At 60.3% G+C, this 26,649-nt stretch carries 24 protein-coding genes; 13 read left to right on the plus strand and 11 right to left on the minus strand.

What is annotated here, in order from left to right; translation table 11 throughout:
• Nucleotides 1-2 precede the first annotated feature (2 nt).
• The gene (locus ACI2KB_RS11340) at nt 3-689 is read right to left on the minus strand and encodes a YoaK family protein (RefSeq protein ID WP_404634451.1); all 687 of its coding nucleotides are present in this window, start codon (nt 687-689) and stop codon (nt 3-5) included.
• 352 nt (nt 690-1,041) lie between these two features.
• Between ACI2KB_RS11340 and ACI2KB_RS11345 the strand changes: the two genes are divergently transcribed.
• Nucleotides 1,042-1,359 carry a class I SAM-dependent methyltransferase gene (locus ACI2KB_RS11345; RefSeq protein WP_404634453.1) on the plus strand — a complete coding sequence of 106 codons (318 nt, stop codon included), beginning with the start codon at nt 1,042-1,044 and terminating at the stop codon, nt 1,357-1,359.
• On the opposite strand, the gene ACI2KB_RS11350 is transcribed toward ACI2KB_RS11345, so the two are convergent.
• Nucleotides 1,346-2,284 (minus strand): hypothetical protein, encoded by a 939-nt coding sequence (locus ACI2KB_RS11350; RefSeq protein ID WP_404634455.1) that lies wholly within the window; start codon nt 2,282-2,284, stop codon nt 1,346-1,348. The two genes, ACI2KB_RS11345 and ACI2KB_RS11350, sit on opposite strands and share 14 nt — an antisense overlap.
• A 254-nt stretch (nt 2,285-2,538) precedes the next feature.
• A complete protein-coding gene (locus ACI2KB_RS11355; RefSeq protein WP_404634457.1) occupies nt 2,539-3,555 on the minus strand; it encodes a zinc-dependent alcohol dehydrogenase family protein in 1,017 nt (338 codons plus the stop codon).
• Between the two features lie 200 nt (nt 3,556-3,755).
• Between ACI2KB_RS11355 and ACI2KB_RS11360 the strand changes: the two genes are divergently transcribed.
• The gene (locus tag ACI2KB_RS11360) at nt 3,756-4,226 is read left to right on the plus strand and encodes a RidA family protein (protein ID WP_404634459.1); all 471 of its coding nucleotides are present in this window, start codon (nt 3,756-3,758) and stop codon (nt 4,224-4,226) included.
• Nucleotides 4,227-4,323: 97 nt separating this feature from the next.
• Here ACI2KB_RS11360 and ACI2KB_RS11365 read toward each other — a convergent pair whose 3' ends face one another.
• Nucleotides 4,324-5,007, minus strand: a complete 684-nt coding sequence (locus ACI2KB_RS11365; protein WP_404634461.1) for a GntR family transcriptional regulator — start codon at nt 5,005-5,007, stop codon at nt 4,324-4,326.
• Nucleotides 5,008-5,257: 250 nt separating this feature from the next.
• Between ACI2KB_RS11365 and ACI2KB_RS11370 the strand changes: the two genes are divergently transcribed.
• The 7 genes from ACI2KB_RS11370 (at nt 5,258) to pstB (ending at nt 12,671) form a co-directional block, all read left to right on the plus strand.
• Nucleotides 5,258-6,055 (plus strand): enoyl-CoA hydratase/isomerase family protein, encoded by a 798-nt coding sequence (locus ACI2KB_RS11370; protein ID WP_404634463.1) that lies wholly within the window; start codon nt 5,258-5,260, stop codon nt 6,053-6,055.
• Between the two features lies 1 nt (nt 6,056).
• Nucleotides 6,057-7,250, plus strand: a complete 1,194-nt coding sequence (locus ACI2KB_RS11375; RefSeq protein ID WP_404634465.1) for a CaiB/BaiF CoA transferase family protein — start codon at nt 6,057-6,059, stop codon at nt 7,248-7,250.
• 59 nt (nt 7,251-7,309) lie between these two features.
• Nucleotides 7,310-8,617 carry an MFS transporter gene (locus ACI2KB_RS11380; protein ID WP_404634467.1) on the plus strand — a complete coding sequence of 436 codons (1,308 nt, stop codon included), beginning with the start codon at nt 7,310-7,312 and terminating at the stop codon, nt 8,615-8,617.
• Nucleotides 8,618-8,931: 314 nt separating this feature from the next.
• Entirely contained in the window at nt 8,932-9,948 is a 1,017-nt protein-coding gene (pstS, locus tag ACI2KB_RS11385) for a phosphate ABC transporter substrate-binding protein PstS (protein WP_404634469.1), read from the plus strand.
• 73 nt (nt 9,949-10,021) lie between these two features.
• Nucleotides 10,022-11,017: a phosphate ABC transporter permease subunit PstC gene (gene pstC, locus ACI2KB_RS11390; RefSeq protein ID WP_404634471.1), complete on the plus strand. Its 996-nt coding sequence runs from the start codon at nt 10,022-10,024 to the stop codon at nt 11,015-11,017.
• A complete protein-coding gene (gene pstA / locus ACI2KB_RS11395; protein WP_404634473.1) occupies nt 11,014-11,892 on the plus strand; it encodes a phosphate ABC transporter permease PstA in 879 nt (292 codons plus the stop codon). Before pstC ends, pstA begins: the two co-directional genes overlap by 4 nt.
• Nucleotides 11,892-12,671: a phosphate ABC transporter ATP-binding protein PstB gene (gene pstB, locus ACI2KB_RS11400; protein ID WP_404634475.1), complete on the plus strand. Its 780-nt coding sequence runs from the start codon at nt 11,892-11,894 to the stop codon at nt 12,669-12,671. Before pstA ends, pstB begins: the two co-directional genes overlap by 1 nt.
• A 185-nt stretch (nt 12,672-12,856) precedes the next feature.
• On the opposite strand, the gene ACI2KB_RS11405 is transcribed toward pstB, so the two are convergent.
• Nucleotides 12,857-13,789 carry a LysR substrate-binding domain-containing protein gene (locus ACI2KB_RS11405; protein ID WP_404634477.1) on the minus strand — a complete coding sequence of 311 codons (933 nt, stop codon included), beginning with the start codon at nt 13,787-13,789 and terminating at the stop codon, nt 12,857-12,859.
• A gap of 228 nt (nt 13,790-14,017) precedes the next feature.
• Between ACI2KB_RS11405 and ACI2KB_RS11410 the strand changes: the two genes are divergently transcribed.
• The 3 genes from ACI2KB_RS11410 to ACI2KB_RS11420 all read left to right on the plus strand — a co-directional run bounded on the left by ACI2KB_RS11410 (nt 14,018) and on the right by ACI2KB_RS11420 (nt 17,607).
• Complete coding sequence (locus ACI2KB_RS11410; RefSeq protein ID WP_404634479.1) at nt 14,018-14,818, plus strand: glucose 1-dehydrogenase; 801 nt, start codon at nt 14,018-14,020, stop codon at nt 14,816-14,818.
• On the plus strand, nt 14,811-16,634 hold the full coding sequence (locus ACI2KB_RS11415) for a glycoside hydrolase family 15 protein (RefSeq protein ID WP_404634481.1): 1,824 nt from the start codon (nt 14,811-14,813) through the stop codon (nt 16,632-16,634). Before ACI2KB_RS11410 ends, ACI2KB_RS11415 begins: the two co-directional genes overlap by 8 nt.
• A gap of 517 nt (nt 16,635-17,151) precedes the next feature.
• Nucleotides 17,152-17,607: a type VI secretion system amidase immunity protein Tai4 gene (locus tag ACI2KB_RS11420; RefSeq protein WP_404634483.1), complete on the plus strand. Its 456-nt coding sequence runs from the start codon at nt 17,152-17,154 to the stop codon at nt 17,605-17,607.
• Between the two features lie 176 nt (nt 17,608-17,783).
• Here ACI2KB_RS11420 and ACI2KB_RS11425 read toward each other — a convergent pair whose 3' ends face one another.
• Genes ACI2KB_RS11425 through ACI2KB_RS11445 form a run of 5 tightly spaced genes read right to left on the minus strand, consistent with a single transcriptional unit; the run spans nt 17,784 to nt 23,742 of the window.
• A complete protein-coding gene (locus ACI2KB_RS11425; RefSeq protein ID WP_404634485.1) occupies nt 17,784-19,208 on the minus strand; it encodes a DUF2723 domain-containing protein in 1,425 nt (474 codons plus the stop codon).
• A gap of 37 nt (nt 19,209-19,245) precedes the next feature.
• The gene (locus ACI2KB_RS11430; RefSeq protein ID WP_404635026.1) at nt 19,246-20,172 is read right to left on the minus strand and encodes a YbhN family protein; all 927 of its coding nucleotides are present in this window, start codon (nt 20,170-20,172) and stop codon (nt 19,246-19,248) included.
• Between the two features lie 53 nt (nt 20,173-20,225).
• Nucleotides 20,226-20,981 (minus strand): SDR family oxidoreductase, encoded by a 756-nt coding sequence (locus tag ACI2KB_RS11435; RefSeq protein ID WP_404634487.1) that lies wholly within the window; start codon nt 20,979-20,981, stop codon nt 20,226-20,228.
• On the minus strand, nt 20,978-22,294 hold the full coding sequence (locus ACI2KB_RS11440) for an FAD-dependent oxidoreductase (RefSeq protein WP_404634489.1): 1,317 nt from the start codon (nt 22,292-22,294) through the stop codon (nt 20,978-20,980). Before ACI2KB_RS11440 ends, ACI2KB_RS11435 begins: the two co-directional genes overlap by 4 nt.
• A complete protein-coding gene (locus ACI2KB_RS11445) occupies nt 22,291-23,742 on the minus strand; it encodes a UbiA family prenyltransferase (protein ID WP_404634491.1) in 1,452 nt (483 codons plus the stop codon). Before ACI2KB_RS11445 ends, ACI2KB_RS11440 begins: the two co-directional genes overlap by 4 nt.
• Nucleotides 23,743-24,046: 304 nt before the next feature.
• Here ACI2KB_RS11445 and norR point away from each other — a divergent pair, with 304 nt between their 5' ends.
• A complete protein-coding gene (gene norR / locus ACI2KB_RS11450) occupies nt 24,047-25,603 on the plus strand; it encodes a nitric oxide reductase transcriptional regulator NorR (RefSeq protein ID WP_404634493.1) in 1,557 nt (518 codons plus the stop codon).
• A 19-nt stretch (nt 25,604-25,622) separates the two neighbouring features.
• Here norR and ACI2KB_RS11455 read toward each other — a convergent pair whose 3' ends face one another.
• Complete coding sequence (locus ACI2KB_RS11455; RefSeq protein ID WP_404634495.1) at nt 25,623-26,624, minus strand: NAD(P)H-quinone oxidoreductase; 1,002 nt, start codon at nt 26,622-26,624, stop codon at nt 25,623-25,625.
• Between the last annotated feature and the right edge of the window lie 25 nt (nt 26,625-26,649).

A 26,649-nucleotide genomic window follows, 5' to 3' on the forward strand; every position in this document is an offset into this window, starting at 1 on the left:
GATCAGAGGTTTTCGTCCGAGCCAAAGGTGCGCACACAGGTCCAGACCGCGACCAGCACTGGCAACACCAGACACCACAGCCCGACCGCAAGGTACAGCAGCGCCGCACCGATACAGCCGACGGTGAAACCCAGCAGGTTCAGGCTGATCGGTTTGAGTCGCTGCTTGATCGCCGCACGTTCCTTTTCGTCGCGCAGTCCGATGAGGGCGAAGACGTCGATGGCGCCTTGCGTCACGTTGCCCGTCATCAGGGTGGTCGGTGGCGCGCCCTTGAGGTGCTGACGCGAAATCGCGTTCTGAATGGCCATGGCGGCCACGCCCGTCATGCCGGTGATCAGCGCTGCGGTGCTGTCGCCGTCACTGAATGGCCCCAACTCGATGGCCAGCACGCCGAACAGAGCCAGCAGGACCGTGTGCAGAATCAACAGTGGACGCAAAGGCACCAGGCCGCGTTGGTGAATCGACACGGCGGCGATATGGGTCAGGCCGACGACCAGCGCGAACACCGGCAACGCGAGCAACTTGGCCAGTGCGCCTGAGGTGCCGTGAACGATGCTTACGCCCAGCGTGACGAAGTTGCCGGTCACGTGAGCGGTGAACAGTCCTTGCAGGGCCAGAAAGCCAATGGTGTCGACGAAACCGCCGTTGAAGCTGAGGGCCGGGGCCATGGAGCGGTGAATGGAAGGCATGGATGGCGTCCTTGAACGGGTGTGCGCTGAAGGCCATCAGCAACGCTGAATGGCAGGCTTGGCGATCAATCTAAGGAAAGATCACGAGCCGAACAATCAGGTGAAACGGGGACTCATTGTTTCCTGAACGGGGACGATGGGGCCGAGACGGGCGTTGCGTCAGATCATGGTGACTGCCGCCAATTGACAAGCCCGGTGCCGCTTATCTAGGATGCCGCTCATGCGCCGATTTAAACAGCTACTTGCGGGGCGCCGGGTGTCGCGAATGCGTCACCGAAATACCGCTAAAGCGCTGGTTCGGTGTTGCCTCTCACCGCTGCCCAGCGGAACACTGAGGCGGAGAAAAAGCACCATGAGCAACACGTCCAGCCCACGCCCGTTGATTCGTCTGAGCCCCCTGGCCAGCCCGTTCAATCGTCGCAACCCAAAGATTCTTCTCGCCGGTTCCCATCAGCCGACGCTGTTGCGTTATCTGGATGGACGACCTCGTCGTCAGCACGGCCCCCATGCCTTTCTGATTCAGTTCATCGCCGCCGAGGAGTCGCTGGAGCGCTTCAGCAATGACCAGTTCGATCTGGCCGTCGTGCAGGCACCTTCCGCTGAACGGGCGGATGCGGTGATCCGCCACCTCACACGCATCGCCCGTCAGGGGTTGATCACTCGGTGCTGATCAGGCGCAACGCGGGCTGTAAGGGCGCCTCGGGATGATCGAGTTTGCGCTGACCGCGGATATCGTTGGCGTGGCGGCATTGCTGGATAAGATCGCTGCGCAACGACCAGTCGGTGTTGATGATGTAGAAGTTCTGGATGTAGCTCTGTTCGTCCACCGAAGCAAACCATTGGTTGATCTTGTCTGACAGGTCGGTGGCCGCATGGAATGGCAATGAGTATTTGGCGCATTGCACCGCTGTCAGGCGATGAGGCGTCTTGGTCTCCTGCGCCGTTTTGTCAATGAACCCTTTCAGGGTGTTGGTGTTGAAGAGGTTCTCCCCCGGCCAGCGCTGATCGACGCCATACCAGAACTCGTAGCCCCCACTGCCATGGTTGTACGCGATGACGACGTTGCGACCGGGATGGTCGGCCCAGAGTCGACTCAGCGTGAGGCCGCGCAAGGTATAGGGAACCAGACGGGGTTCCAGCTCGTTGAGCAACAACGCCTGCAGTTCGGCGTGGGCCTCGGGGGTAAATTTGTCGAACTGATGAAAATCCAGCACGATGATTTCCTTTGCCGGAACACCGTGGCTTTCCAGTTCCCGATAGAAGGCCTGGACCTTCTGAATGACGTCGACCGCAACGGTTCTGCCCGAAGAGGTCAGGTGGTACAGCTGAAAGCGCTGCGGACTGCCCAAGGGATGTTTTTTGTAGAATGCGATGCGCAAGTCCAGCACGCGGATGCCGTGACGAAGTTGCTCGTGAGGCGAGACATCCTGAGCGCATTCCTGAGGCAATCCCAGATTGGGGGATTGCTTGTCGCTGCCTGAGTTATGCGCGCCGGGCAGGATCAGTTCGTCGATGCGCAGGTGCTGAAGGCGGGGTGTTTCGGCCATCCATCTCATATGAATGGGCGTGTCGGGGTGTTGAGACGTATGACTCATGGCGTCAATCCTTGACTGTGAATAGGCCGGTGCAAATGACGTCATTCTGCGAATGCTCACTTCGGACGTCGGCAGGCAGATTTGCGTGTTGTCCGGGCATGGTCAATGGGGGCGCGCGAGGTGAACCGTTACCCTATATGTAGGGAGAAAACACGGTCAGGCGTTTACCTCCGGTTTCAATAAACGCCAGCGAGGTTGTGGATCACGCACACAGCGTGCTGTCGACACGTCACGTTTCAATATGCCCTCGATCGTCAACGGACCCTCAGCACCACGCGACCGCGCACGGGGTCTTCGTCCAGGTGGTTGTGCGCCTTGCCGAACTGTTCGAACGGCCAGGTGCGATGAATGTCTGGCTTGAGCAGTCCTCTGACCGTCAGCTCATTGATGACGTCCAGTGCACGCTTCATCGCGGCGCTGTCCTGCTCGATGCCCAACTCGGGCTTGCCTGTGAAGTTCTCAAGGCAATGCACGAAGAAGCGCATGTTCTTCCTGAACGCCTGCATGGCGGGGAAGGGCGTGGTGTTACCACCGCGCAGGCCGTAGAGCACCAGACTGCCGCGGGGCGCCAGCACGTCGCCCAACAGTGACAGTTGGCGACCGCCAAAACCGTCGAAAACCGCTTCGATGCCTTGGCCTTTGGTCAACGCCTGGATGCGCAGGCAAATGTCGTCTTCCTCCGTCACGATCACCCGTTCGGCACCGTTGGCCAGCAGGTATTCGCGGTCTTCGGCGTGTTGCGTCGCAGCGATCACGTGCAGGCCAAGCGCCTTGCCCAATTGCACGAAGGCGATACCGGGGCTGTAGGCGGCGTCGGTGACCAGCACGGTCTGGCCCGCCTGAACCTTGGCCAGGTCGGCGAAGGCAAAGTACGCCAGCAGCATGGGCGTGTAGTGCACGCTGGCTTCGATGGGCGTGAGCACATCGGGGTAGCGGGTCAGGGCATTGCGCGGCACGATGACGTGGTCGCCACACACCGGGTAATCGTTGGCGCTCATGGCCTTGAAGCTGGCGACCTTGTCACCCACGTGCAGATCTGTCACGCCTGCGCCGACCGCCTCGACGATACCGGCCATTTCGCTGCCGATACCGGCGGGCAACTGCACCGGGGCCAGGGCCAGGTTCTGGCGCCACAACACATCGTCCCAGCTGATGCCGATGGCCTCGGCACGAACCAGCACTTCCTGTGGACCGGGTAAGCGGTCAGGCTGCTCCTCGCAACTGAGCACATCGGCTTTGCCGAAGCGATGAAATTTGATGGCGCGGGACATTTCCAACCTCGACTCATTTGTTTAGGGTTGAGAAAACTTTACGGGCGCCGGGCGCTGTGCACTATTTCTGTCTGTCGATACCCGACATGCCTGCTATCAATTGGGGTTTGGGGAACTCGCGGCCGGGAACGCAGGTTGTTGAATACGCGGGGAAACTGCGCAGACACTCACTCAATGATTTCCAATGACAGGGGCTGGCAATGTCGTGTGATGTTCGTTTCAAGCAGGCGTGTGAGCAGTTGGGTTACGACTTCGATGGCGAGATCAAGATCGGCGGCAACTATGTGCCACTGGTGCGCCATGAGGATCAGTTGTATATCAGCGGGCAAATCCCGCGGGTGGGCGACACTGTGGTCGTGACAGGCCGGGCAGGGGCCGATGTCACGCTGGAACGGGCGCAACTGGGGGCAAAAATCAGCGCCCTGAGGGCCATGGCGCTGTTGCAGCGCAGTCTGGGCAGCCTCGACAGGATCAAGCGCGTGTTGCGCATGACCCTGTTCGTGCAATGCACCGACAGTTTTACCCAGCAGAGCGAAGTGGCGGACGGCGCGTCCGAGCTGCTGTTTTTTGTGTTCGGTGAAGCGGGCGCTCACACCCGCAGTTCGGTGGGGGTTTATCAACTGCCAAAGAATGCGACGGTGGAAATGGACCTGATTGCAGCAGGCGAGTGAAAAGTCTTGATACTCGGCCATGCTGACTTGAAAACAGGCTTACTGTCGTCTTCAAACTGTTCGTACAGCGCCCAACGTCAATGCTCACCGCGAGCATTCACGCCGAGCGCTGTACGCTCACAATCCCGTGTTCGAGCATGGTGGCCAGAAACACGTCGATCTTGTTGCGCAGGTGGTCTTCCATCAGCGCGCGGAGCTTTTTGCTCTCGCCTTTTTTCAGGTAGGTCAGCATTTGCTCATGTTCGTTGATCGCCTGCTGCCAGCGCCCCGGTGTCGGGTTGAGGCGGCGACGGACATGACGCAGCCGGGCGTTGAGGTTGTTGAACATTTCCGACAGCACCCGGTTGTCGGCCACTTGCAGAATTTTCAAGTGAATCTGCTGATTCAGGTTGAAGTAGCTGCTCAAGTCATTCTGTTCATGGGTCAGGCGCATCGCCGCTTGCAGGGCTTCCAGTTCGGCGATGTCGGCGGCCGAAATTTTCTGACACGCCTGTTCGCCTGACAGGCCTTCCAGCGCCGCCAGCAGGGTCAGCATGTTCGCCGCTTCTTCCAGGCTGACACTGGCCACTCGCGCCCGGCGCGTGGCCGAAATTTCCACGAGGCCTTCACGGGCCAGCACTTTTATCGCCTCCCGCAATGGCGTGCGCGACACGTCCAGTTCTTCGCACAAGGCCCGCTCGGACAGCGGCGCGCCCGGCATCAGTTCGCCGCTGATGATGCGTTCGCGCAGGGCGGCATACGCGGCTTCGTTGATGTTCGTCAGATTGTTGTTCTCGGACATCCGTCCCTCTCCATCGGTATCCCGTCTTTGCCAGTGCGGGCTGAACTGGATTATCGGGGTGAATCCGATTTTTTTCCACGACAACGCGCTTTATTAGGTTTTTGCTCCGTATTTATGGGCATGTGGCGCCTGCTTCATTTCGTCTGACGTGTCATTTTTCTGCAAAAACCGCTTGCACATAAAAAATCGACGCCTATATTTGGGATACCAAACACACGAAATGGTATCCCAAAAATAATAAGGTGCTCGTATGAACAGCCAGGTTTCCCCTGCGCCGGAAGTGCTTTTGCAGCGCGACGGCGGCATTGCCACGGTCATTCTCAACCGCCCGGAAAAACTCAACGCCACCACGCTGTCGATGTGGAAGCTGCTGGATGACACCATCAGCCGCCTCGACGCCGACGACAGCGTGCGCTGCATCGTGATCCGAGGCGCCGGGACCAAGGCCTTCGGTCCCGGCAATGACATCTCCGAATTCGAAACCCACCGCGGCAATCAGGCGCTGGCTCGGCGTTACGGGCCGGTGATGCACAGCGCCTTGCGTACCATCGCTCACTGTCGTCACCCGCTGGTGGCGATGATTCATGGCATTTGTGTGGGCGGCGGGTTGGGCATTGCGTCGCTGTGCAACGTGCGGATCTGCGGCGAGTCGAGTCGTTTCGGGGTGCCGGTCAACAAGCTGGGGCTTGCCATGTCCCACGATGAAATGAGCGGCCTGATACGCATCGCAGGCCCTGACGTGACCTTGGAGATGCTGCTTGAAGGCCGCGTGTTCGGTGCTGCCGAAGCGCTGCACAAACGCATCGTCAGTCGGGTCGTGGCAGATGCCGATGTCGAGGAAGAGGCCATGGCCGCCGCTCGCCGCATCGCTGACGGCGCGCCGAGGGTGGCCCGTTGGCACAAGCAGTTCGTCGAGCGCAGCCTCGACCCCGCGCCGCTGAGCGCCGAGGAATACGACGAGGCTTTCGACTGCTTCGCCACCGAGGATTTTCAGATCGGTTACCAGGCCTTTCTGGCCAAACGCACCCCTGTTTTCGGAGGCAAATGACATGGCCGGTCCATTGCAAGGCATGAAAGTCATCGAGCTGTCGCACATCATGTCCGGCCCCATCTGCGGGATGATGCTGGCCGACATGGGCGCCGACGTGATCAAGGTCGAGAAAATGGACGGTGACGACTGCCGCCGCTTCGCGCCGATCCTGGAGCATGGCGAGTCCGCGTCGTTCATGATCCTCAACCGCAACAAGCGCGACATCGCCCTGAACCTTAAAACCGACGGCGGCAAAGACGTACTGCGACGTATGCTCAGCGATGCCGATGTGGTCACCGAGAACTATCGCAAGGGCACCATGGAAAAGCTCGGGCTGGGCTATGACACCCTGAAAAAGCTCAATCCGGGGCTGATTTATTGCTCGGTATCCGGCTACGGTCGCACCGGGCCGTATGCGGACAAGGGCGGGTTCGACCTCATCGCCCAAGGCCTGTCGGGACTGATGAGTTCGACCGGTGAACCGGGCCAGGCGCCGATCAAGGCGGGTTCGCCGATCGCCGACATCAACGCCGGTATTCTTGCCGCACTGGGCATCGCGGCGGCCTACGCCCATAAACAGAAGACCGGACTGGGTCAGGTGGTCGACACCTCGTTGTTGGAAGCGGGCTTTCAGCAAATGTACTGGCCCGCCGCGAACTACTTCTCCGAGGGCGTGATTCTGCCGAAGATGGGCTCGGCCAACTCCACCAGCACCCCGTATCAGGCGTTCAGAACTCAAGATGGCTGGATCAACATCGGCGCGGCCAACCAAGGCAACTACGAGCGTTTGCTGCAGGTGCTGAATGCGCCGCACATCAGCGAAGACCCGCGGTTTGTCACCAACGTGCTGCGCATGAACAACCGCGAGGCGCTGGTCGATCTGATCACCGAATGCCTGGTGCAAGACACCACGGACAACTGGGTCGCGCGGCTGGATGTCGCCGGATTGCCCGTGGGCGCGGTGCTGGACATCTCACAGGCGGTTGAGCACCCGCAGATTCTCGAACGGGAAATGATCGTCGAAACCCATCATCCGGTCACCGGCCCGGCGCGCAGCATCGCGTTGCCGATCCGCTTCTCCGAGACGCCCAAACAGGTCAATCGCCCGTCTCCGTTACTGGGCGAACACACCCGGGAAATCCTCGCGGAATATGGCTACGACGCCGGGCAGATCGCCGAATTGCATCGCGAGGGAGCGATTCTCAATCTGTAAACCTGATACGCGCGTGAGTGAAGTGAACAACTACAAAAAGAACACTGAGGACCGCAATCATGAACAGGTTAAAACCCAAGGCCACCACCATCGTCATGGCGATGCTGTGCCTGATGTACTTCATCACCTACGTCGACCGTGTCAACGTCAGCACGGCCGCCGGGCAATTCAGCAGCGAGCTGGGCTTGAGCAACACACAACTGGGTTTCATCTTCTCGGCATTCGCTTACCCGTACATGGTGTTTCAGTTCATTGGCGGCTGGGTCAGTGACCGCTATGGCGCCAAACGCACGCTCATCGTCTGTGCCTTTATATGGGCGGCGGCGACGGTGCTGACTGGCATGGCGGGCGGTTTCCTCAGTCTGGTGGCGGCCCGCATGTTGTTGGGGCTGGGGGAGGGCGCAACCTTTCCGGCGTCGACCAGCGCCATGGCCGCCTGGGTCTCGAAAGAACGGCGCGGTTTCGCGCAAGGCATCACCCACGCGGCGGCGCGGTTGGGTAACGCCTGCGCACCGTTGATCGTCGCGGCGTTGATGACGGCCTACGACTGGCGCTTCTCGTTCTATCTATTGGGCGCGCTGAGTTTCGGCTGGGTGGTGTTGTGGTACGTCACGTATACCGAAAAGCCCGCCGATCATCCGCGTATCACCCAACAGGAACTGGCGGTACTGCCTGCCCCCAAACCCCGTCGTGTCGATGCGCCGGGCACCTATGGCCGACTGTTCCGCCGTATGTTGCCGGTTTCCAGCGTGTACTTCTGCTACAACTGGATCCTCTGGCTGATGCTCAGCTGGATTCCGATGTACTTCATGCACAACTACCAGATGAACATCAAAAACGCGGTGCTGTTCACCTCCGGGGTGTTTTTTGCTGGCGTGGTGGGCGACCTGCTCGGCGGAATGATCAGCGACAAGCTGCTGCACAAGACCGGCAACGTGAAAATTGCCCGCAGCTATCTGGTCGCGGTGTGCATGGCCTGTACCGGGTTGTCGCTGATTCCGGTGCTGATGTTCCACGAACCGATGTATTCGCTGGTGTTCCTGGCCATGGCGCTGTTCTTCAACGAGATGACGGTCGGGCCGATGTGGGCCGTGCCCATGGACATCGCCTCGGATCGCGCCGGAACCGCCAGCGGCATCATGAACGGCACGGCGGCCACCGCAACCATCATCAGCCCGGTGCTGGCCGGTTACCTGATCGACCAGACCGGCAACTGGGCGTTGCCGTTCCTGATCTCCATTGGCGTACTTGCCTTCGGCGTGTTGATGACCTTCACCATGCAGCCGCAGAAAAGCTTCGTGACAGAGGAGAAAGCACCGGTGCAAAACTTCGAAACACATGAGGCGAGCGAGGTGGCCGTCAAATGATGCGCTGGCGCCTGAAACAGCGCTCCGTATGACATGTAACTGTCACAAAACAGGCTGAAAGCGGGCTGGGAAGGCCGTTTTTCAGTCGTGATGTGGCGCATTGATATTAATTTCGGAAAAAGTAGACAACCCCCGGATTCCCCAATGAATTCGGGGGTTTTGCGTTTACAGCGTGTAGGCGGATACCTACAAAACCCAGTCGCTTTTCGCGGCTGTCTAGAGACTGTCATCAAACAGAAATGTTTGGGGTTTTAAATCTGCATCGGGTCTTCAACTGCGACCACAAACACACACTCTCTTGTTGAGGTATTGCCGTGAATCTGCTGACAAAAACACGCCTGTCGCTCCTGCTGGCTTCGATGGCCCTGACCGGAATGGCACACGCTACGGACGTCACTGGTGCTGGTTCGAGCTTCGTCTACCCAGTCATCTCCAAATGGGCGACCGAGTACAGCACAAAATCCGGCAACAAAGTTAACTACCAGTCCATCGGTTCCGGTGGTGGTATCGCTCAAATCAAGGCCGCTACCGTTGATTTCGGTGCTTCCGACGCCCCTCTGAAAGCTGAAGACCTGCAGGCCAGCGGCCTGGGCCAGTTTCCGAGCGTGATCGGCGGTATCGTTCCGGTCCTGAACGTCGAAGGCGTTGAAGGCGGCAAACTGGAGCTGGACGGCAAGACCCTGGCCGACATCTTCCAGGGCAAAATCACCAAGTGGAACGATCCAGCGATCGCCAAGCTGAACTCGGGCCTGAAACTGCCTGAAACCAACATCACCGTCGTTCACCGTTCGGACGGCTCGGGCACTTCCTTCAACTTCACCAACTACCTGAGCAAAGTCAGCCCAGAGTGGAAATCCGCTGTTGGCGAAGGTTCTGCCGTTCAGTGGCCTGTCGGTGTGGGTGGCAAAGGTAACGAAGGTGTGGCTGCCTACGTGAAGCAGATCAAAGGTTCGATCGGCTACGTGGAATTCGCCTACGCCAAGACCAACAACATTGCCTACGCCAAAATGCAGAACGCTGCAGGCAAAGTGGTTGAGCCTAGCGCCAAGACCTTCGCCGCTGCCGCTGCAACCGCAGACTGGGCCAGCGCCAAGGACTTCAACCTGATCATGACCAACGCCCCGGGCGCTGAAGCATGGCCGATCACTGCGACCACCTGGATCATCATGTACAAGACGCCGAAGAAGGCTGACGAAAGCAAGGCTGCTTTCGACTTCTTCAAATGGTCCCTGGAAAACGGCCAGGCTCACGCCGAGTCGCTGGACTACGTTCCACTGCCTAAAGAGCTGGTTGCCAAGATCGAAACTTACTGGAAAGCCGAGTTCAAGTAACGACTCGACGTCATCCGGCTTACCCCTGTCACCGAGCGCTCGGTGACAGGGTTTCTTTTCGAGTGGACCCAACATGACTGAGAACACCCAATATATGTCCGCTGTCATTCCGGATGTGGAATCCGAGAGCGAAAAACGAGCGGCCCGCGATCACCGACACGATGCCTGGTTCCGGCGCATCATGCTGGGCGCGGCTTTGTTGGTTCTGCTGTTGCTGGCGTGTATCGCCGGTTCGACGCTGTGGGGCGGAGCCCTGGCGTTCAAGACCTTTGGTTTCGAATTTCTTACCAGTACCGAATGGGATGCGGTGAACGGCCATTTCGGTGCGTTGGTCCCGATCTACGGCACGCTTGTCACCTCCTTTCTCGCGTTGCTGATCGCCGTTCCGGTGAGCTTCGGCATCGCGATTTTTCTGACTGAAGTAGCCCCTCCTTGGTTGCGGACCCCCATCGCGTCAGCGGTCGAACTGCTGGCGGGTATCCCTTCGATCATCTACGGCATGTGGGGCCTGTTCGTGTTCGGCCCGTTCATGGCGGCCTACCTGGCCCCGTGGATCAACGACAACCTCGGTGCGCTGCCGTTGATCGGTCCGGTGTTTCAAGGGCCGCCACTGGGTATCGGCATGCTGACCGCCGGTATCGTGCTGGCGATCATGATCATCCCGTTCATTACCTCGGTCATGACCGAAGTGTTCCGCACCGTTCCGGTGGCGCTGAAAGAGTCGGCCTACGCACTGGGCGGCACTACCTGGGAAGTGGTCTGGGACATCGTCCTGCCTTATACGCGCACGGCGGTGGTCGGCGGTATTTTCCTCGGGCTGGGGCGCGCACTGGGTGAAACCATGGCAGTGACCTTCGTTCTGGGTAACGCCCACCAGTTCTCGGCCTCGCTGATGATGCCGAGCAGCTCGATCGCATCGGTGATCGCCAACGAGTTCAGTGAGGCGTACACCGACCTGCATCGCTCGTCGCTGATCGCGCTGGGCTTCCTGTTGTTTGTCGTCACCTTCATCGTGCTGGCAATCGCCCGTCTGATGCTGTCTCGTCTGTCGCGCAAGGAGGGTGTATGAGTAAGGTCGACAACGAAAACCTGTACCGGATGCGGGCGCTGAAAAACAAGCTCGCCATGGTGCTCAGCTGTGGCGCGACGGTGTTCGGTCTGCTGTGGCTGGTGTGGATTCTGATCACCACCATCATCAATGGCTTCGAGGCGCTGAACCTGCGCCTGTTCGTCGAGATGACCCCACCGCCGGGCGCTGCGGGTGGTCTGGCCAACGCCTTTTACGGCAGCATCCTGATGTCGGGCCTGGGCCTGGTGATCGGTACGCCTATCGGTCTGATGGCCGGGATCTGGCTGGCTGAATTCGCCCGCCACACCAAACTGGGTAACGCGGTTCGTTTCATCAACGACATTCTGCTGTCCGCCCCTTCGATCGTGCTCGGTCTGTTCGTGTACACCGCCGTGATTTTGCCGGTCAGTGCACTGACCGATCATCGTGTCGGCTTCTCGGCGTTCGCGGGTGCTCTGGCCTTGGCGTTGCTGGTGATTCCGGTCGTGGTGCGCACCACCGATGAAATGCTGCAACTGCAGCCAGCCACCATGCGTGAAGCGGCGCTGGCCCTGGGGGTGCCCCAGTGGAAACTGACCCTGCAAATCGTTCTGCGTGCCGCCCGGGCCGGTGTGGTCACGGGTGTGCTGCTGGCACTGGCGCGCATCACCGGTGAAACCGCGCCGCTGCTGTTCACCGCCTTCGGTAACCAATTCTGGAGCGGCGATTTGCTCAAACCGATCGCCAGCATTCCGGTCGTGATCTTCCAGTACGCCATGAGCCCGTTCGATGATTGGCATTCCCTGGCTTGGGCCGGTGCTTTGATCATGACTCTGTTCGTACTGGTGCTGAGCCTCAGCTCCCGTCTCATTCTTCTGCGCAATAAGGCGTCCTGATGAACAATCTTTCTCTTGCCGACGAAAAAACCAAGATCCAGGTACGCAACCTCGACTTCTTCTACAACGGCCACCAGTCGTTGAAGAACATCAACATGACCATTCCCGAAAAACGCATTACCGCGATCATCGGGCCGTCGGGTTGTGGCAAGTCGACCATGTTGCGCGTGTTCAACCGCATCTATTCGATGTACCCGAAACTGGAAGCCAAGGGCGAAGTGCTGCTCAACGGCGAAAACATCCTGGCGCCGGGCTACTCGATGAACCGCCTGCGCAGCCATGTCGGCATGGTGTTCCAGAAGCCGGTGCCGTTCCCGATGACCATCAAGGACAACATCTCCTACGCGGTCAAACACCATGAAAAGCTCAACCGTCGCGAGATGGAAGACCGTGTTGAAGAGGCCCTGCGCGGCGCGGCGTTGTGGGATGAAGTGAAGGACAAGCTGGACAAGAACGCCCAGGGTCTGTCGGGTGGTCAGCAGCAGCGTCTGTGCATTGCCCGTACCATCGCGCTGCGTCCGCAAGTGCTGCTGCTGGACGAACCGACCTCGGCACTCGACCCGATCTCCACCGGTCGTATCGAGCAGTTGATCACTGAACTGAAAGAGCAGTTCACCGTGGTCATCGTCACCCACAACATGCAACAGGCCGCACGTTGCTCGGACTACACCGCGTTCATGTTCCTGGGTGAACTGATCGAACACGGTGACACCGACACCATCTTCACCAAGCCGACCAAGACCCAGACCGAAGACTACATCACCGGTCGTTTTGGTTGATCCGCTGGCAGCGGTAACAACCGTGGGAGCCGGCTTGCTGGCAAAAGCGTCCGTTCAGATACTTCGCCGTTGACTGACGCTACGCTTTCGCCAGCAAGCCGGCTCCCCACAGTGTTCTGCGTTGGGCGTGAATGCTCAGTCTGCCTCAGTTTTCGTGGGAGCCAACCGGGTGGCGAAAGGGGCTCTCAACCCAACGGCACCGGCGGTATCGTGCTGTGATCCCCCATGAACTGCTCCAGCCGCTTGCGCAGCCAGCGCTCGGCCGGGTCGGTATCCATCACGCTCAACCAGACCATCGACAATTCGAGGTTCGGCGTAATGAACGGCAAAGGCTCTCCTCGCAACAACCCCGTCTTGCCCATCGCCAGCGTCAAATGATCGGGCAGGTTGCACAGCAAATCCGTTCCGGCCATCAAGGCGGGCAGGGTGCTGTACTGCGGCACTGACAACACGGCCTGCCGCTTGCGTCCGATTGCGGCCAGCCATTCATCGGCAAAACTCGAAATGTTCGCCACGTGGGACACCACCACGTGAGGCCGCGAGCAGTATTCGTCGAGGGTCAGAGGCTCGGCGCGATCATCGGCCCGCACCACCATCGGCTGAATGCTGCGCAGCAATTTGCGCTTGGCATTGGCGGGCAGCTCGCGGGTCAGGCACACCCCGACAGTGATCTCGCCGGACATCAACAGCTCGGAGATATTCCAGTAGTTGCACTGCTTGATCACGATGATGATGCCCGGCGCCTCTTCGCGAATCGCCCGCAGTAGCGGAGGTAACAGGCTGTACTCGACGTCATCGGACAGGCCAATGCGGAAGGTCATGTCACTGCTGGCGGGGTCGAATTCCCGCGTCAGGCTCAGGGCCACCGACATGGCGTCCAGCGCAGGGGAGAGGTGATGAATGATCTCGTTGGCCCGCGCCGTCGGCTCCATGCGATGGCCGACGCGAATGAACAGCGGGTCATTGAACAACGCCCGCAGCCGGTTCAGCGCGGCGCTGATGGTGGGCTGACCGAGGAACAGCTTCTCGGCGGCACGGGTCACGTTGCGCTCTTGCATCAAGGTCTCGAACACCACCATCAGGTTGATATCCGCCTTGCGCAGTTCATTGCGGTTCATGCGTCGCCCCCGTAGCCCAACATTCGTCACCCTGCTTCAAAGCCTGAGAAATGATGGGCAACAGTTTATGGATCACGATTGTCTGACGTCCAGCGTAAGCGGATGTTTCGTGGACAGGGCGGTCAAATTGCCTCTGCGAAGGCGTAGGAGCGTCGAGAGGGGTTTTCTGAACTTACTCCAACCCCCATCAGTCAGCATTGAAACGCTCATCCAGAGGCTCGACTTCCCATGCTGATTTCCCTCAAAGGCCAGGTCGCGCTGGTCACTGGCGCCAGCTCCGGCCTGGGCGCAGGCGCCGCCAAAGGCCTGGCCGCATCCGGTGCTGCGGTGGTCATCAACTACCACTCACAACCCGAACCTGCCGAGCAACTGGCCGACGAGATCCGCGCTGCGGGTGGTCAGGCCCTCGCTGTGGGCGCCGACGTTTCGAAAGAAGAAGACGTCGAAAGACTGTTCGCCGAGACCCTCAAGGCCTTTGGCAGGCTCGACATTCTGGTGGCCAACTCCGGCTTACAAAAAGACGCCCCCATCGCCGAACTGACCCTCGACGACTGGAACACCGTCATCAACGTCAACCTGACCGGCCAGTTCCTGTGCGCGCGCGCTGCGTTGCGCCAATTCGCCAGGCAGCAGATCCGCCCGGAAATTTCCCGTGCGCTGGGCAAGATCATTCACATGAGTTCGGTGCATCAGGTCATTCCCTGGGCAGGGCACGTGAACTACGCCGCGTCCAAGGGCGGGGTCGATCTGTTGATGCGCAGCATTGCTCAAGAAGTCGGCGAGCAGCGGATTCGCGTCAACAGCATCGCGCCGGGGGCCATTCGCACGGCGATCAACACCAAGGCCACCACTGGGGAGGCCGAGAAAAAACTGCTGCAACTGATTCCCTATGGGCGTGTGGGCGAGGCCGAAGACGTCGCCAATGCGGTCGTGTGGCTGGCCTCCGATGCCTCGGATTACGTCCACGGCACCACGTTGTTCATCGACGGCGGCATGAGCCTCTATCCGGAGTTTCGTCACAATGGTTGAACGAGCAGAGCCACAAAGCGCCATCGAAAACCACGGCATCATTGGCGACATGCGCAGTGCCGCGTTGGTGGCAGACACCGGCAGCATCGACTTCTGCTGCTGGCCGGATTTCGACAGCCCGAGCATTTTCAGTGCGCTGGTCGACACCCCGGATGCAGGTATCTTCCAGTTGGCGCCGATCCTGCCCGATGCACGGCGCCAGCAACTTTACCTGCCTGAAACCAATGTCTTGATGACCCGCTGGATTGCCGAAGAGGCCGTGGTTGAAGTCACCGACCTGATGCCCATTGCCTCTGACGTCAATGACCTGCCGCGGCTGGTGCGGCGCATTCATGCGCGTCACGGCACGACGAGGGTGCGTATGCACTGCCACGTGCGTCACGACTACAGCCGCGCCGACACCCGCGCGAGCATGGACAACCAAGACGTGCGTTTCGAGGCCGTCGGTCAACCCGCCTTGCGTTTGTCGGCCACCACGGCATTGGCATTGGAAGGCCACGCGGCCATTGCCGAGTTCCAGATGAAGCAGGGCGATACTGTCGAATTCATGCTCGGCGGTGCGGACGACGAACAGGTCAAAGCCAGCCAATGCGACGGCGACCTGAAAAGCACCGTCGACTTCTGGCAACACTGGAGCCGCCATTCCAACTACCGAGGCCGCTGGCGCGAAACGGTCAATCGCTCGGCGTTGGCCCTCAAACTGCTGACCTCGCGCAAGCACGGTGGCATCGTCGCGGCAGCCACCTTCGGCCTGCCGGAGGAAGAGGGTGGCGAGCGCAACTGGGACTACCGCTACACCTGGATCCGCGACGCCTCGTTTACCGTCTACGCCTTCATGCGTCTGGGCTACACCGAGGAAGCCAACGCGTTCATGCACTGGGTACGCGAGCGTATGGGCGATTGCTGCGAAGAGGCCAACAAACTCGGGATACTTTATGCACTGGATGGTCGCGAGGAACTGCCGGAAGAAAACCTCACCCACCTGGCCGGTTATGGTGGTGCGACCCCGGTTCGCATCGGCAACGAAGCGTACAAGCAGACACAACTGGACATCTACGGCGAACTGCTGGATGCCGTTTACCTGGCCAACAAATACGGCGACGCGATTTCTCACGAAGGCTGGAAACACACGACACGGCTGGTCAACGAGTTGTGCGAAAACTGGCGCAGTCCCGACGTCGGCATCTGGGAAATGCGTGGCGAAGATCGACATTTTCTGCACTCGCGGCTGATGTGTTGGGTCGCTTTGGACCGTGCCCTGCGGCTGTCCTTCAAACGTTCACTGCCCGCGCCGTTCGAGCGTTGGGACAAGGAACGCCAGGCCATCTACGACGACATCTGGGAGAATTTTTGGGACCCCGAACTGGGTCATTTCGTCCAGCACAAAGGCAGCAAAAACCTCGACGCCTCCATGCTGCTGATGCCACTGGTGCGCTTCGTCGGCGCCAGCGACCCGAAATGGCTGCAGACCCTTGACGCGATCGAACGCACCCTCGTGCGCGACGGCATGGTCTTCCGCTACCGCAACGACGACAGCTATGGCGACGGGTTGAACGGCGACGAAGGCGCGTTCGTAGCCTGTTCGTTCTGGTACGTCGAGTGCCTGGCCCGGGCAGGCCGTGTCGAACAGGCCCACCTGGAGTTCGAACAACTGCTGCGCTATGCCAACCCCTTGGGTTTGTACGCCGAAGAGTTCGACACTCACGGTCATCATCTGGGTAATACACCCCAGGCGTTGAGCCATCTGGCGCTGATCAGTGCGGCAAGTTTTCTGGATCGGAAGTTGGAGGGGAAACAGACCCTTTGGCAGCCTTGAGGTGTTCGAGTCGATCATCGTGTCTTACGCGGATTCGCTGTGGGAGCGGCGCCTGTCTCCGAGCCTTGCGCGTTCCTCGGTAGCAGTCCGGCTTGTCGGCGGCAGCGATTTCAACTACGCCACCGCCGGCAAGCCGGACTGCTACAGGAATGTGCTTATACCCAATGGCAATGTCTCCAGCGCAAACCGCTCCCCAATCACATCGCAATAACGCGTCCGTGCCTAATACGCGCCCGGCTCGTTGAGACTGGGGCATGCCGGTGAGAAGAATCCATGGTTTGTAGGAAAAATGGTTGCTATATCGTAGTCCCAGTCCTGATTTTCTCCCCTCTCTTTTGAGAGTCCAGATCCTTACGTAGGTTGTCGGTTCTATCCCTAATCAGTAGCAAGGATGACCGACGATGCGACCGTTTTTCAGTTCTGCATGGTCTGCATCGCAGCGAATCTACGATCCCTGCGACTTTAACCAGCCAGAGGCTTTGTATCGTACGGACAAAGCGAATTTCTGGAGCTTGCGATGAGCAAACATAGACCACTTGCCGTTGCCATGTTGATAGTAAGTATCTTCACTCCTGTCAGTCAGGCTCAAGACCAAATCCGAAACGCTCCACAAGCGGGCGGCCGAACCTATTCGGTCAATTACAAAGATATGGTCCTTGCCACCTGCATCGCCACCGCCTACAAGAACGACCCCGGCGCCGCCAAGGATGCTGGCAGTAGTGTCAGTGCATTGCGTGACTGGACATCCTTTGATCTTGATCAGGCCACCCGTCCTATTCAGGATCTGGTCACCGATTATTTAAGTCGTGACTATCACAATCCTGTCGTGGAGTCGGAAGTGAAAGGCGTTCGATTCGACCTTTTGAAGTGCCTGGATCTTTACCACAGTGAGGCATTGGAGGCGCAAATAAAGCGCTGGGGTTATACGCCAGATCGCAGTTACCGACAGGATAATCCTGCGCCTGACGAATGAGCCGTGCCTTTCGCACGGCATCGGCGAGCACAATTCTCTGTGAGAGCGGCGTCCGTTTTCGAGCCTTGCGCGTTCCTCGGTAGCAGTCCGGCTTGTCGGCGGCAGCGATTTCAACTACGCCACCGCCGGCAAGCCGGACTGCTACAGAGGATTCATGCCGTTCTTGCACTCGCGCACTACTTCACCCGCAACTCATACCCCAACGGCAACGTCTCCAGCGCAAACCGCTCACCAATCGCATCGCAATAACTGGTCCGCGCCAAATAGGCTCCCGGCCCGTTCAGATACCCGTCGATGTTTTGCACCTCTTCGCACAGTTCAAACGTGCGGCCCTTGAGCAAACCGCTGGCCTGGGCCGAGCGCAGGGCGCCGTTGGGGGTCCAGTCGGCGATGATGAGCGAACCTTCAGGCGTCGATTGCTCGTAGCTGCGCACGAAGGCTTCGGCAGAACGGTCGCTCAGGTAGGGCGCCATGAAGTAGTGGATGTCGTCGCGAAAGGGCAGGGTTTCCTTGTGCACCGGTAGCTGAATCGCGCCGCTGGCGTACACGGTGTAGACGGCGAGTATGGTCATCGGGGCGGCAAGGGGAGACGCCGTCACAAGGCCTGATGCCTTGCGCGGCAACAAGGCTTGAAGCTGGATCACGCCGACGATGCTCAGCAGCACGGCGCCCGGCAGGAAGAAGGTGAAGCGGTCGGTAACGTTGTAAGAGACCGCGAAGATGAAGTTCATCATGGCCGCGCACCACAGCACTCGCAGCGTCGGGCTTTTCGGGAACAGCAACAGGCCGACCAGTTGTGGGCCGATCAGCGACAGCAACAGCAGCCCCACCGAGTTCTTTTCGTGCCACATGTCGTCGAAGCGGAACAGTGCTCCCTGCCAGCTTTGTTCGGTGGAGGTGTCGGGGATGCCGATCAGGTAGCGATGGCCGATGTCGATCAGGTTCATGCCGCTGTGCAATTCGTTGCTGATGCCCGGAAATGCCACGGAAAAACCCATGGCAAAACCGGGCAGGGTGATCAGGATGCGCGCCTTGTGTTGCCACAGCATCTGTACGTAGAGCGGGAACAGCACGATGAAGGTCAGCTGATGAATCGCAGCAGCCATGCCGGTGAGCACGCCGATGAGAAACAGCGCGGGCATTACGCCCAAACGCGGTTTGTCGTTGAACTGAACCATGTAGGCCAGCGTCACCAGCAGCGTGTGCAGTACGTACACTTCGGCCTTGGTCGAGACCCAGAACACGCAATGGCACAACACGGCAGCGGCAACGGCCAGCAGCGCCTGGGATACCGTGGCGCCCGCGCCTCGGGCCAGACGAAAAATCGCCCAGGCCAGAGGGATCAGCAGCAGCGAGTTCATGAAGCTCAGCACAAGGGGGCCGAACCCGGCGAACAACGCGGTGGTGACGAACAGGTAGAGCGGATGGTCCAGTGGGGTCAGGGTCTGGCTGAAATATTGGCCCTGCGCGGCATCGGCGAGGAACATGCCGTTGTCCATCCACTGGATCGGCCCGCTCGACGCCAGAAAGCTGGCCAGGATCGCCCCGACCACCAACAGCAGGGGAATCACCACTGAAGCTCGATAATGCACTGCCACCATGAACTGCACTCCTGTCCCTGTTTTCTCGTGAGCCACGTTATTGAAGGGCTTCGCGCCCGGACGCCGTTTCACCCTTGAGCCGCAGCAGCATCAACGCGCCGATGGCAACCGCGAACCACAGCGTGGCCAGGCGAATCAGCACGGTGGCGGCTACGGCGTCGGCGCTGTTCATGCCTTTCCAGACCAGCAGGCCGACCATCACCGCCTCGGCACCGCCCAGCCCGCCGGGCATGAAGCTGATCGCCCCGGCGAGCATCGCCAGGGCGTAGACGAATACCGCAAAGGTCAGCGGAATGTCGGCGCCCATCCAGCCCAGAATCCAGTCGAAGGCCAAGGCTTCAGCGCTCCAGGCCACCACGCTGAGCACGGTCAGGCCCAGCATCAAACGCAAGCGGTGGCACTGTTGGGCATGCACCAGCACCTGCAACAGATGACGCAACAGCCCGATCAATTTGCCGCCGTCGCTGGGCACGGCGCCCATCAGGCGTTCCAGTAAGCGACGCTGGGACAGCACCAGCAGGCCGACCAGCACCAGCGCCACGCCCACCACGATCATCGGCATCGCCTCGGGGTACAGCGACAGACCGAACAAGGTCAGCAGCACCACGGCGAACAGGTCCGACAGGCGCTCGCTGAAGAACGCCGCGAAGCTTTGCGGGTACGGCACGCCCCAACGTTTGAGCAGTACGCCGCGCAAGGCCTCACCGGCTTTTCCGGGGGTAGTGGTCAGGGCGAAGCCTGCCAGATAAATGTTCAGGCTCGGGCGCCACGGAATCGGGTGGCCCAGTACCTTGAGGTAAGACTGCCAGCGCAAAAAACGCAGGCCGTAATTCACCAAAGACATGAGCAGCGCGATGACGATCCCCACCAGCCCGACCTCGCCCACGGCCGCGCCCACGGCGTGCCATCCCCCCCATAGCGAGAAGGCCAGATAGCCCAGCGCCGAACCGACCACCGAGAGCATCACGGCCCGATAGCGCCAGCCGGACAACAGCACCGGTTCATTCAAGGCGGGATTCACAGGTTCAGCCTCTTGAACACGGGCTGCGGGATGGCGCGGATGATCAACATGATCAGGCCCCAGAAGCCCGGCGCGTAGAGGGTCGGAACCTTCTGCGCGATGCCTTTGACGATGCGTTGCGCGACCTGCGCCGGTTGCGCCAGCAGTGCGGCGGGCAGCGACAGGCCTTGGGTCATCGGCGTGTCAACGAAGCCCGGTTTGATGGTGGTGACGTGCACGCCGACTTTGAACAGCCGCGCCTGCAAGCCTTCGCAATAGGTCGAGACTGCTGCCTTGGCGCTGCCGTACAGGTAATTCGAGGGTCGACCGCGATCCGCCGCCACCGACGAAATGATCGCCAGGCTGCCGCAACGCTGGGTTTCGAATTGTCCGGCGAGAAGCGTCAGCAGGGCGATCACCGAGGTGCCGTTGTTGGCGAACTCGCGCAGGGCCACGTGCACGTCGCGCTCGCAGGCTTTCTGGTCGGGCAGGGTGCCGTGGGCAATCAGGGCGATGTCGATCTGGCCCAATGCGGTCAGGCAGCGACCGAGCATCAGCGGGTGGGCGTCGATGTCGTTGGCGTCCATTTCATGCAACGTCACGTTTTTCGCGCCCCGGGCCTTGAGGTCGGCGGCGGTCTGCTGAAGCTTGTCGACGTTGCGCCCCACGAGGAAGAAATCACTGCCTTCGCTGGCCCACAGACGGGCGCAGGCGGTGGCGATGGCGGAAGTCGCGCCGATGATCAGCACTTTTTTTACGCTGGGAGTAGTCATGACAGCACGCGGCTCCAGAAACGGGACATCAGAGAGGGATCGCGCAGCGCTTCCAGTCGCTCCCAGTCAGGGTAGGCCTGACGAAAGTCGGCGCCGCTCATATGGGCATCCTTGGCCGGATACAGGCGGCCCCCCGCAGCACGAACGATGTCGTCCAGCCGGGGAAACACGATGTTTTCCAGGTGTTCGCTTTGCGCGAAGTCCAGCGCCAGCGAGGTGCCCGGCATCGGGAATGACAACAGGCCCGGCGAGCGCACATCGCCGCAACGCTTGAGCACCGCCAGAAAAGAGCCTTGCCCGGCCTCGGCAATGGCCCGTAGTAGCTCACCCATCGCCGCTTCGGCGTTGGCGCTGGGAATCACGCACTGGTACTGCTGGAAACCGCGCCGCCCGTAGATGCGGTTCCAGTGCAGAATGCGGTCGAGTGGGTAGAAGAAGGGTTCATAGGCGCTGCGGCCTTTCGTGCGCTGGCGCGGGTGCACGCGCCAGTACAGGCTGTTGAAGGCACTGAGAGAGAGCTTGTTGATCAGCGACACCGGTGGCGTGACCGGCACGCTCAGCCTCGCACGATGACCGATATCGAGCGAGCCGTACTGTGCGTGGTCGCCAACGATGAACACGCCGCGACCGGTGTCAGCGCCTTTGGCCAGGCAGTCGACCCAGGCCACGCTGTATTCATGCTGCTCATCGAGTTCGTCCGCCAGTGCGAAAAACTCCGCGAGGTTCGCGAAGCGCACGGTCGTGGTGTCGATCTGGCTGGTGCGGATCGGCATCAACTGAATCTGCGCCCAATGGATGATCCCGGTCAGACCGAGGCCGCCAATGCTCGCGCAAAACAGTGAGGCGTTGACGCTGGGCGAGCAGGTGATCTCTGGCTGGCCATGGCGCAACAGGCCGAAGCTGCGGACATGGCGGCCGAAGGTGCCCCGCACGTGGTGGTTCTTGCCGTGCACGTCATTGGCGATGGCACCGCCCACCGTGGCGAATTGCGTGCCTGGCGTTACCGGCAGAAACCAGCCGCGCGGAATCGTGATGGTCAGCACCTCGGCCAGGGTAATACCGGCTTCGACCTTGAGCACGCCGTTGTCCCAGTCGGCCTCGATCAGCCGATCCAGCGAGCGCATGTGCAGCACCTGATCGCTCGCTGCCAGGCAACTGTCGCCGTAGCTGCGGCCGTTGCCGTAGGGCAGGCTGCTGTGGTGCGCGTCGATCACCCGATCCAGATGGGCGGGCAGCTCGTCGAGCCAGACGCAGCGATGACCGCGCTGCGGGGTATGAGGAAACCGTCCCCAGGAATACAACGGCGTGCTCATGCGGCGATCCAGAACATCAGCAGGAAAATCGCGCCGATCAACTGGCTGGTGCGATCGCGGATGGCGAACACCACCGGGTCTTCGTTCATCTGCCCGCGGTGGGTGAGCATCCACACGCGGGTGACCCAGAACAGCATCAGCGGGCAGGCCAGCCAGATCACATGGGGCGTGACGTACAGCGCGGTGGTTTTGGCGTCCTGGATGTACAGCGCCAGCACCATCACCGCCAGATACCCGGACGAGGCGCCCAACGAGGCGATCATGTCCAGATCGCCGGGGTAATAGCCGCGCCCTCGGGCGAAGGTGTTCACCTCCCGGGCGCGGGCGTCGCGCAGTTCGGCGTAGCGCTTGACCATGGCCAGGCTGAGGAAGATGAACATCGAGAAGGCGAGAATCCAGAACGTCAGCGTCAGGTTGAACGCGGCGACCCCGGCGATGATGCGAGCGGTGTAGAGCATGGCCAGGGCGATCACGTCCCAGGCCATCAGCCGCTTGAGTTGCAGCGAGTAGGCGAGGGTCAGGCCGTAATAGGCCGCCATGACCGCCGAGAATTGCCAGGGTAATAAAAGGAGGGCCGCGCCGAAGGCGGTGAACAGCAGCGTTGGCACCAGAATCAGCCCGGCCTTGATCGACAGGCGTCCGCTGGCGAACGGTCGATGGCATTTGCTTTTGTGGTGGCGGTCGTCGCAGAGATCCAGCAGGTCATTGAGGATGTAGACGCTGGAGGCGCACAGGCCGAAGCAGAAGAACGCGAATACCCCGTCGCGCAGCAAGTCCACTTGCACGAAACGATGAGACGCCAGCAGTGGCACGAAAATCAGCGCGTTTTTCAACCACTGGTGCATGCGCAAGGCCTTGCGCCAGTCGCGGAAACTTGAGGTGTTGGTGCGGATCGTCGGCTCGACCTGGCGGAGGGCCTGCACCCGGGATTCGACACCCGAATCAGGATTCACGACATAAGCCTGTCGCGACACTTTCCAGATCGGTAAATCATCCGTTGAGTTGCCGATATAGTCGAAACCGCCTTCGCCGTAGTGGGCCACTAACAGGTCGCGCTTGTTATTACCGGACAAGTTGCGATTGGCATTGGAGGCCAGCACCAGGTCGAATAACTGCAAGTGTTCGGCAATGCGTTCGGCCAGGCTGACATGGCTGGCCGTGGCCAGTACGATCAGCCGACCACTGGCTTTCTCGGCCTGGATCATCTCGATGATCTGCGGGTCGTAAGGCAGTACCGAGACATCTATCTCGGTCTCCTGCGCCAGACCTTCCTTGAGTGCGGCCTTGCCCTTGAGCAGCCAGCCCAGCATTTTGAAGACCTGCAATGGCTTGCTTCTGACGAAGGCCATGGCGGTTTCCATCAGCAGGTCCGAACGCAACAGCGTGCCATCCAGATCCACGACCAGAGGGGGGAATGTTTCGAGAACTCTTCCCTGAATTCTTGCCATATCGAGTGCTCCTTTCGGGGACCACTCGACTATAAACAAAATAAAATTTTCACAACTTCATTTAAATTAAACGCCGTGGTCAATGCCGTCGGCGTGTTGGCGTCAGAAGTTTCAAGGCAACTAAGCGCGCACTTTTAAGTGCGCCGTTTCAGGGTTGAAACATTCCGCTGTCGGTTAATTGGCGATGGGGCGTGAACCGAAAATTGGCGCGACGGTTTTTGTGCGGTCTTTCATTGACGCGCAGGCTGTCACTTGCGCCTGATGTGTGGTCATAATGACCACTTTTCACGGACCAGGAGCCTCCATGACCCACCCTTTGCTCTTGGCGCTGGTGCCACTGGTGGCCGACCTTTCCCGCGACCTTCCGGACGATGAGCGCTATCGGCGCCTGTTGCGTTCCCTGCGCCAGTTGCTGCCCTGCGATGCGGTGGCGTTGCTCAGGCTGGAAGACGATGTGCTGGTGCCGCTCTCGGTCGAAGGCCTCAGCCCGGATACCTTGGGGCGTCGTTTCAGGCTGGGCGAGCATCCGCGATTGGACATCATTGTGCAGAACCGCGAGCCGACGCGGTTTTCCACCGATTGCGAGCTGCCGGACCCTTACGACGGTCTGGTGGATGAGGTTCACGGTCATCTGGAAGTACACGATTGCCTCGGCTGTCCGCTCTACGTGCAAGACACGCTCTGGGGCGTCATCACCCTCGATTCGCTGGACCCGTCGCGCTTCGGCAGCGTCGACCTGGGCAACCTGCAGGCCTTCGCCAGCCTGGCGGCGGCCACCGTCATGGCCAGCGACCGGATCAACCATCTGGCCCGCAGCTTCGAAGATCAGCGGCAACTGGCGGAAGTCTACAAGCGTGCAGCCGGCGGGCGCGGGCCTCGGGAGTTGATTGGTCAGAGTGCCGTGCATCGGCGTTTGCAGCAGGAGATTCAACTGGTGGGCAACAGCCCGCTAACGGTGTTGATCACTGGCGAAACCGGGGTGGGCAAGGAACTCGTCGCCGAGGCCATTCATATGCAGTCGCCCCGGGCGCAAAAGCCGTTGATCAGCCTCAATTGTGCGGCGTTGCCGGAGTTGCTGGTGGAGAGTGAGCTGTTCGGCCACGTCAAAGGTGCGTTTTCGGGGGCTGTGAGCGGGCGCAGTGGCAAGTTCGAACTGGCCGACGGCGGCACGATCTTCCTCGATGAAGTGGGTGAACTGCCGCTGCCGGTGCAGTCGAAACTGCTGCGGGTGTTGCAGAGCGGACAGTTGCAGCGGGTCGGTTCCGATCAGGAGCACCGCGTGGACGTGCGCATCATCGCTGCGACCAATCGTGATCTGGCGGAGGAGGTGCGCGCCGGACGCTTTCGCGCCGACCTTTATCATCGCCTGAGTGTGTATCCGCTGGTGGTGCCGCCGCTGCGTGAGCGGGGCAAGGACGTGCTGCTGTTGGCCGGTTATTTCCTTGAAGAAAACCGTGCACGGATGGGGCTGCGCAGCTTGCGCATGAGCCTGGAGGCGCAGAAGGTACTGCTGGGTTATGCCTGGCCGGGGAATGTGCGTGAGTTGGAGCATTTGATCAGCCGTGCAGTGCTCAAGGCCTTGTCCCAGGCCGAGAGGCCGAAGATCCTGACCATCGAACCGGGGGCGTTGGGGATCGATGAGAACGCGTCGACCCCTGAGCGGCATGAGCCTGTCGCGGTGGTGTCTCCTTCCGTGATCCAGCCGGGCGAAGGACTGAAGGAAGCGGTCGACGGATTTCAGAAGGGCGTGATCATCGATGCCTTGAGTCGGCATCAGGGCAAATGGGCCGACGTGGCCCGGGAGTTGAATCTGGACCGGGCCAACCTCAGTCGATTGGCCCGGCGGTTGGGGATTCGTTAGACGCCTGAGCGCTGGCTGATCAAACGAGATCCCCATCCGCCATCGTCAGAATGATTTTCCCGACATTCGCTGACGACTCCATCCGCCGATGGGCATCCGCCGCGTGCGAGAGGGCGAAGGTGCTGTCGACCACCGGCAACAACGTCGCGCTGCCGTTGAAATGTTCCAGCCAGTGCTCGCTAAAGCGCTTGATCATCTGGTGCTTTTCGGCCTGAGGACGGGACTTCATGACCGTGCCGATGATTTGCACGTGGCGATACAGGATCTGTTCCAGTGCCACCGTCACCGGGCCGCCACCGCCCAGAATCCCCACCTGAATCAGTCGCCCACCCTTGGCCAGCGAGGCAAAATTGCGGGCGAAGTAGGGTTCGCCGACAAAGTCGACCAACACATCCACCCCCCGGCCTTCGGTCTTGTCGGCGATGACCTGGGCGAAGTCTTCCGTCTTGTAGTCGATCACCACGTCAGCGCCCAGTCGTGAGACTTTCTCTCGCTTGCTCGCTTCGGTGGTGGCGAAGACCAGCGCCCCAGTCGCCCGGGCCAGTTGCACCGCCGCCGAACCCACGCCGCCTGCGGCTGCGTGGATCAACACCGAGTCGCCGGCCGAGAGGCGGCCCAGGTGCATCATCGCTTCATGGGCGGTGACGAACACTTCAGGAATGGCCGCCGCGTGCACGTAATCCAGTTGATCGGGAATCGGCATCGCCATGCGGTAGTCGATCCGCGCCACCTCGGCGTAGGCACCGCCGCCGACCACGCCCATGACCCGGTCGCCGACCTCGTAGCCGGTGACGTCGTTGCCCTTGGCGATCACTTCCCCGGCGATTTCCAGACCGATGATCGTTGAGTCACCGAAGTCCGGCCAGCCGTAGCCGCCGGTGCGGTGGGTGAGGTCGGCGCGGTTTACGCCTGCCGCGTACACCCGAACCAACAGGTCGGCAGCGCGAACTTCAGGCGCAGGCACTTCGTTGAGGGTCAAGACATCGGCATCGCCAAACGCTTTGAAAGTAATGGCTTTCATGGGGTGTTCTCCAAAAAAGGGGGGA

This window comes from Pseudomonas sp. NPDC088444 (genome assembly GCF_044900175.1).
Taxonomy (GTDB): Bacteria; Pseudomonadota; Gammaproteobacteria; order Pseudomonadales; family Pseudomonadaceae; genus Aquipseudomonas.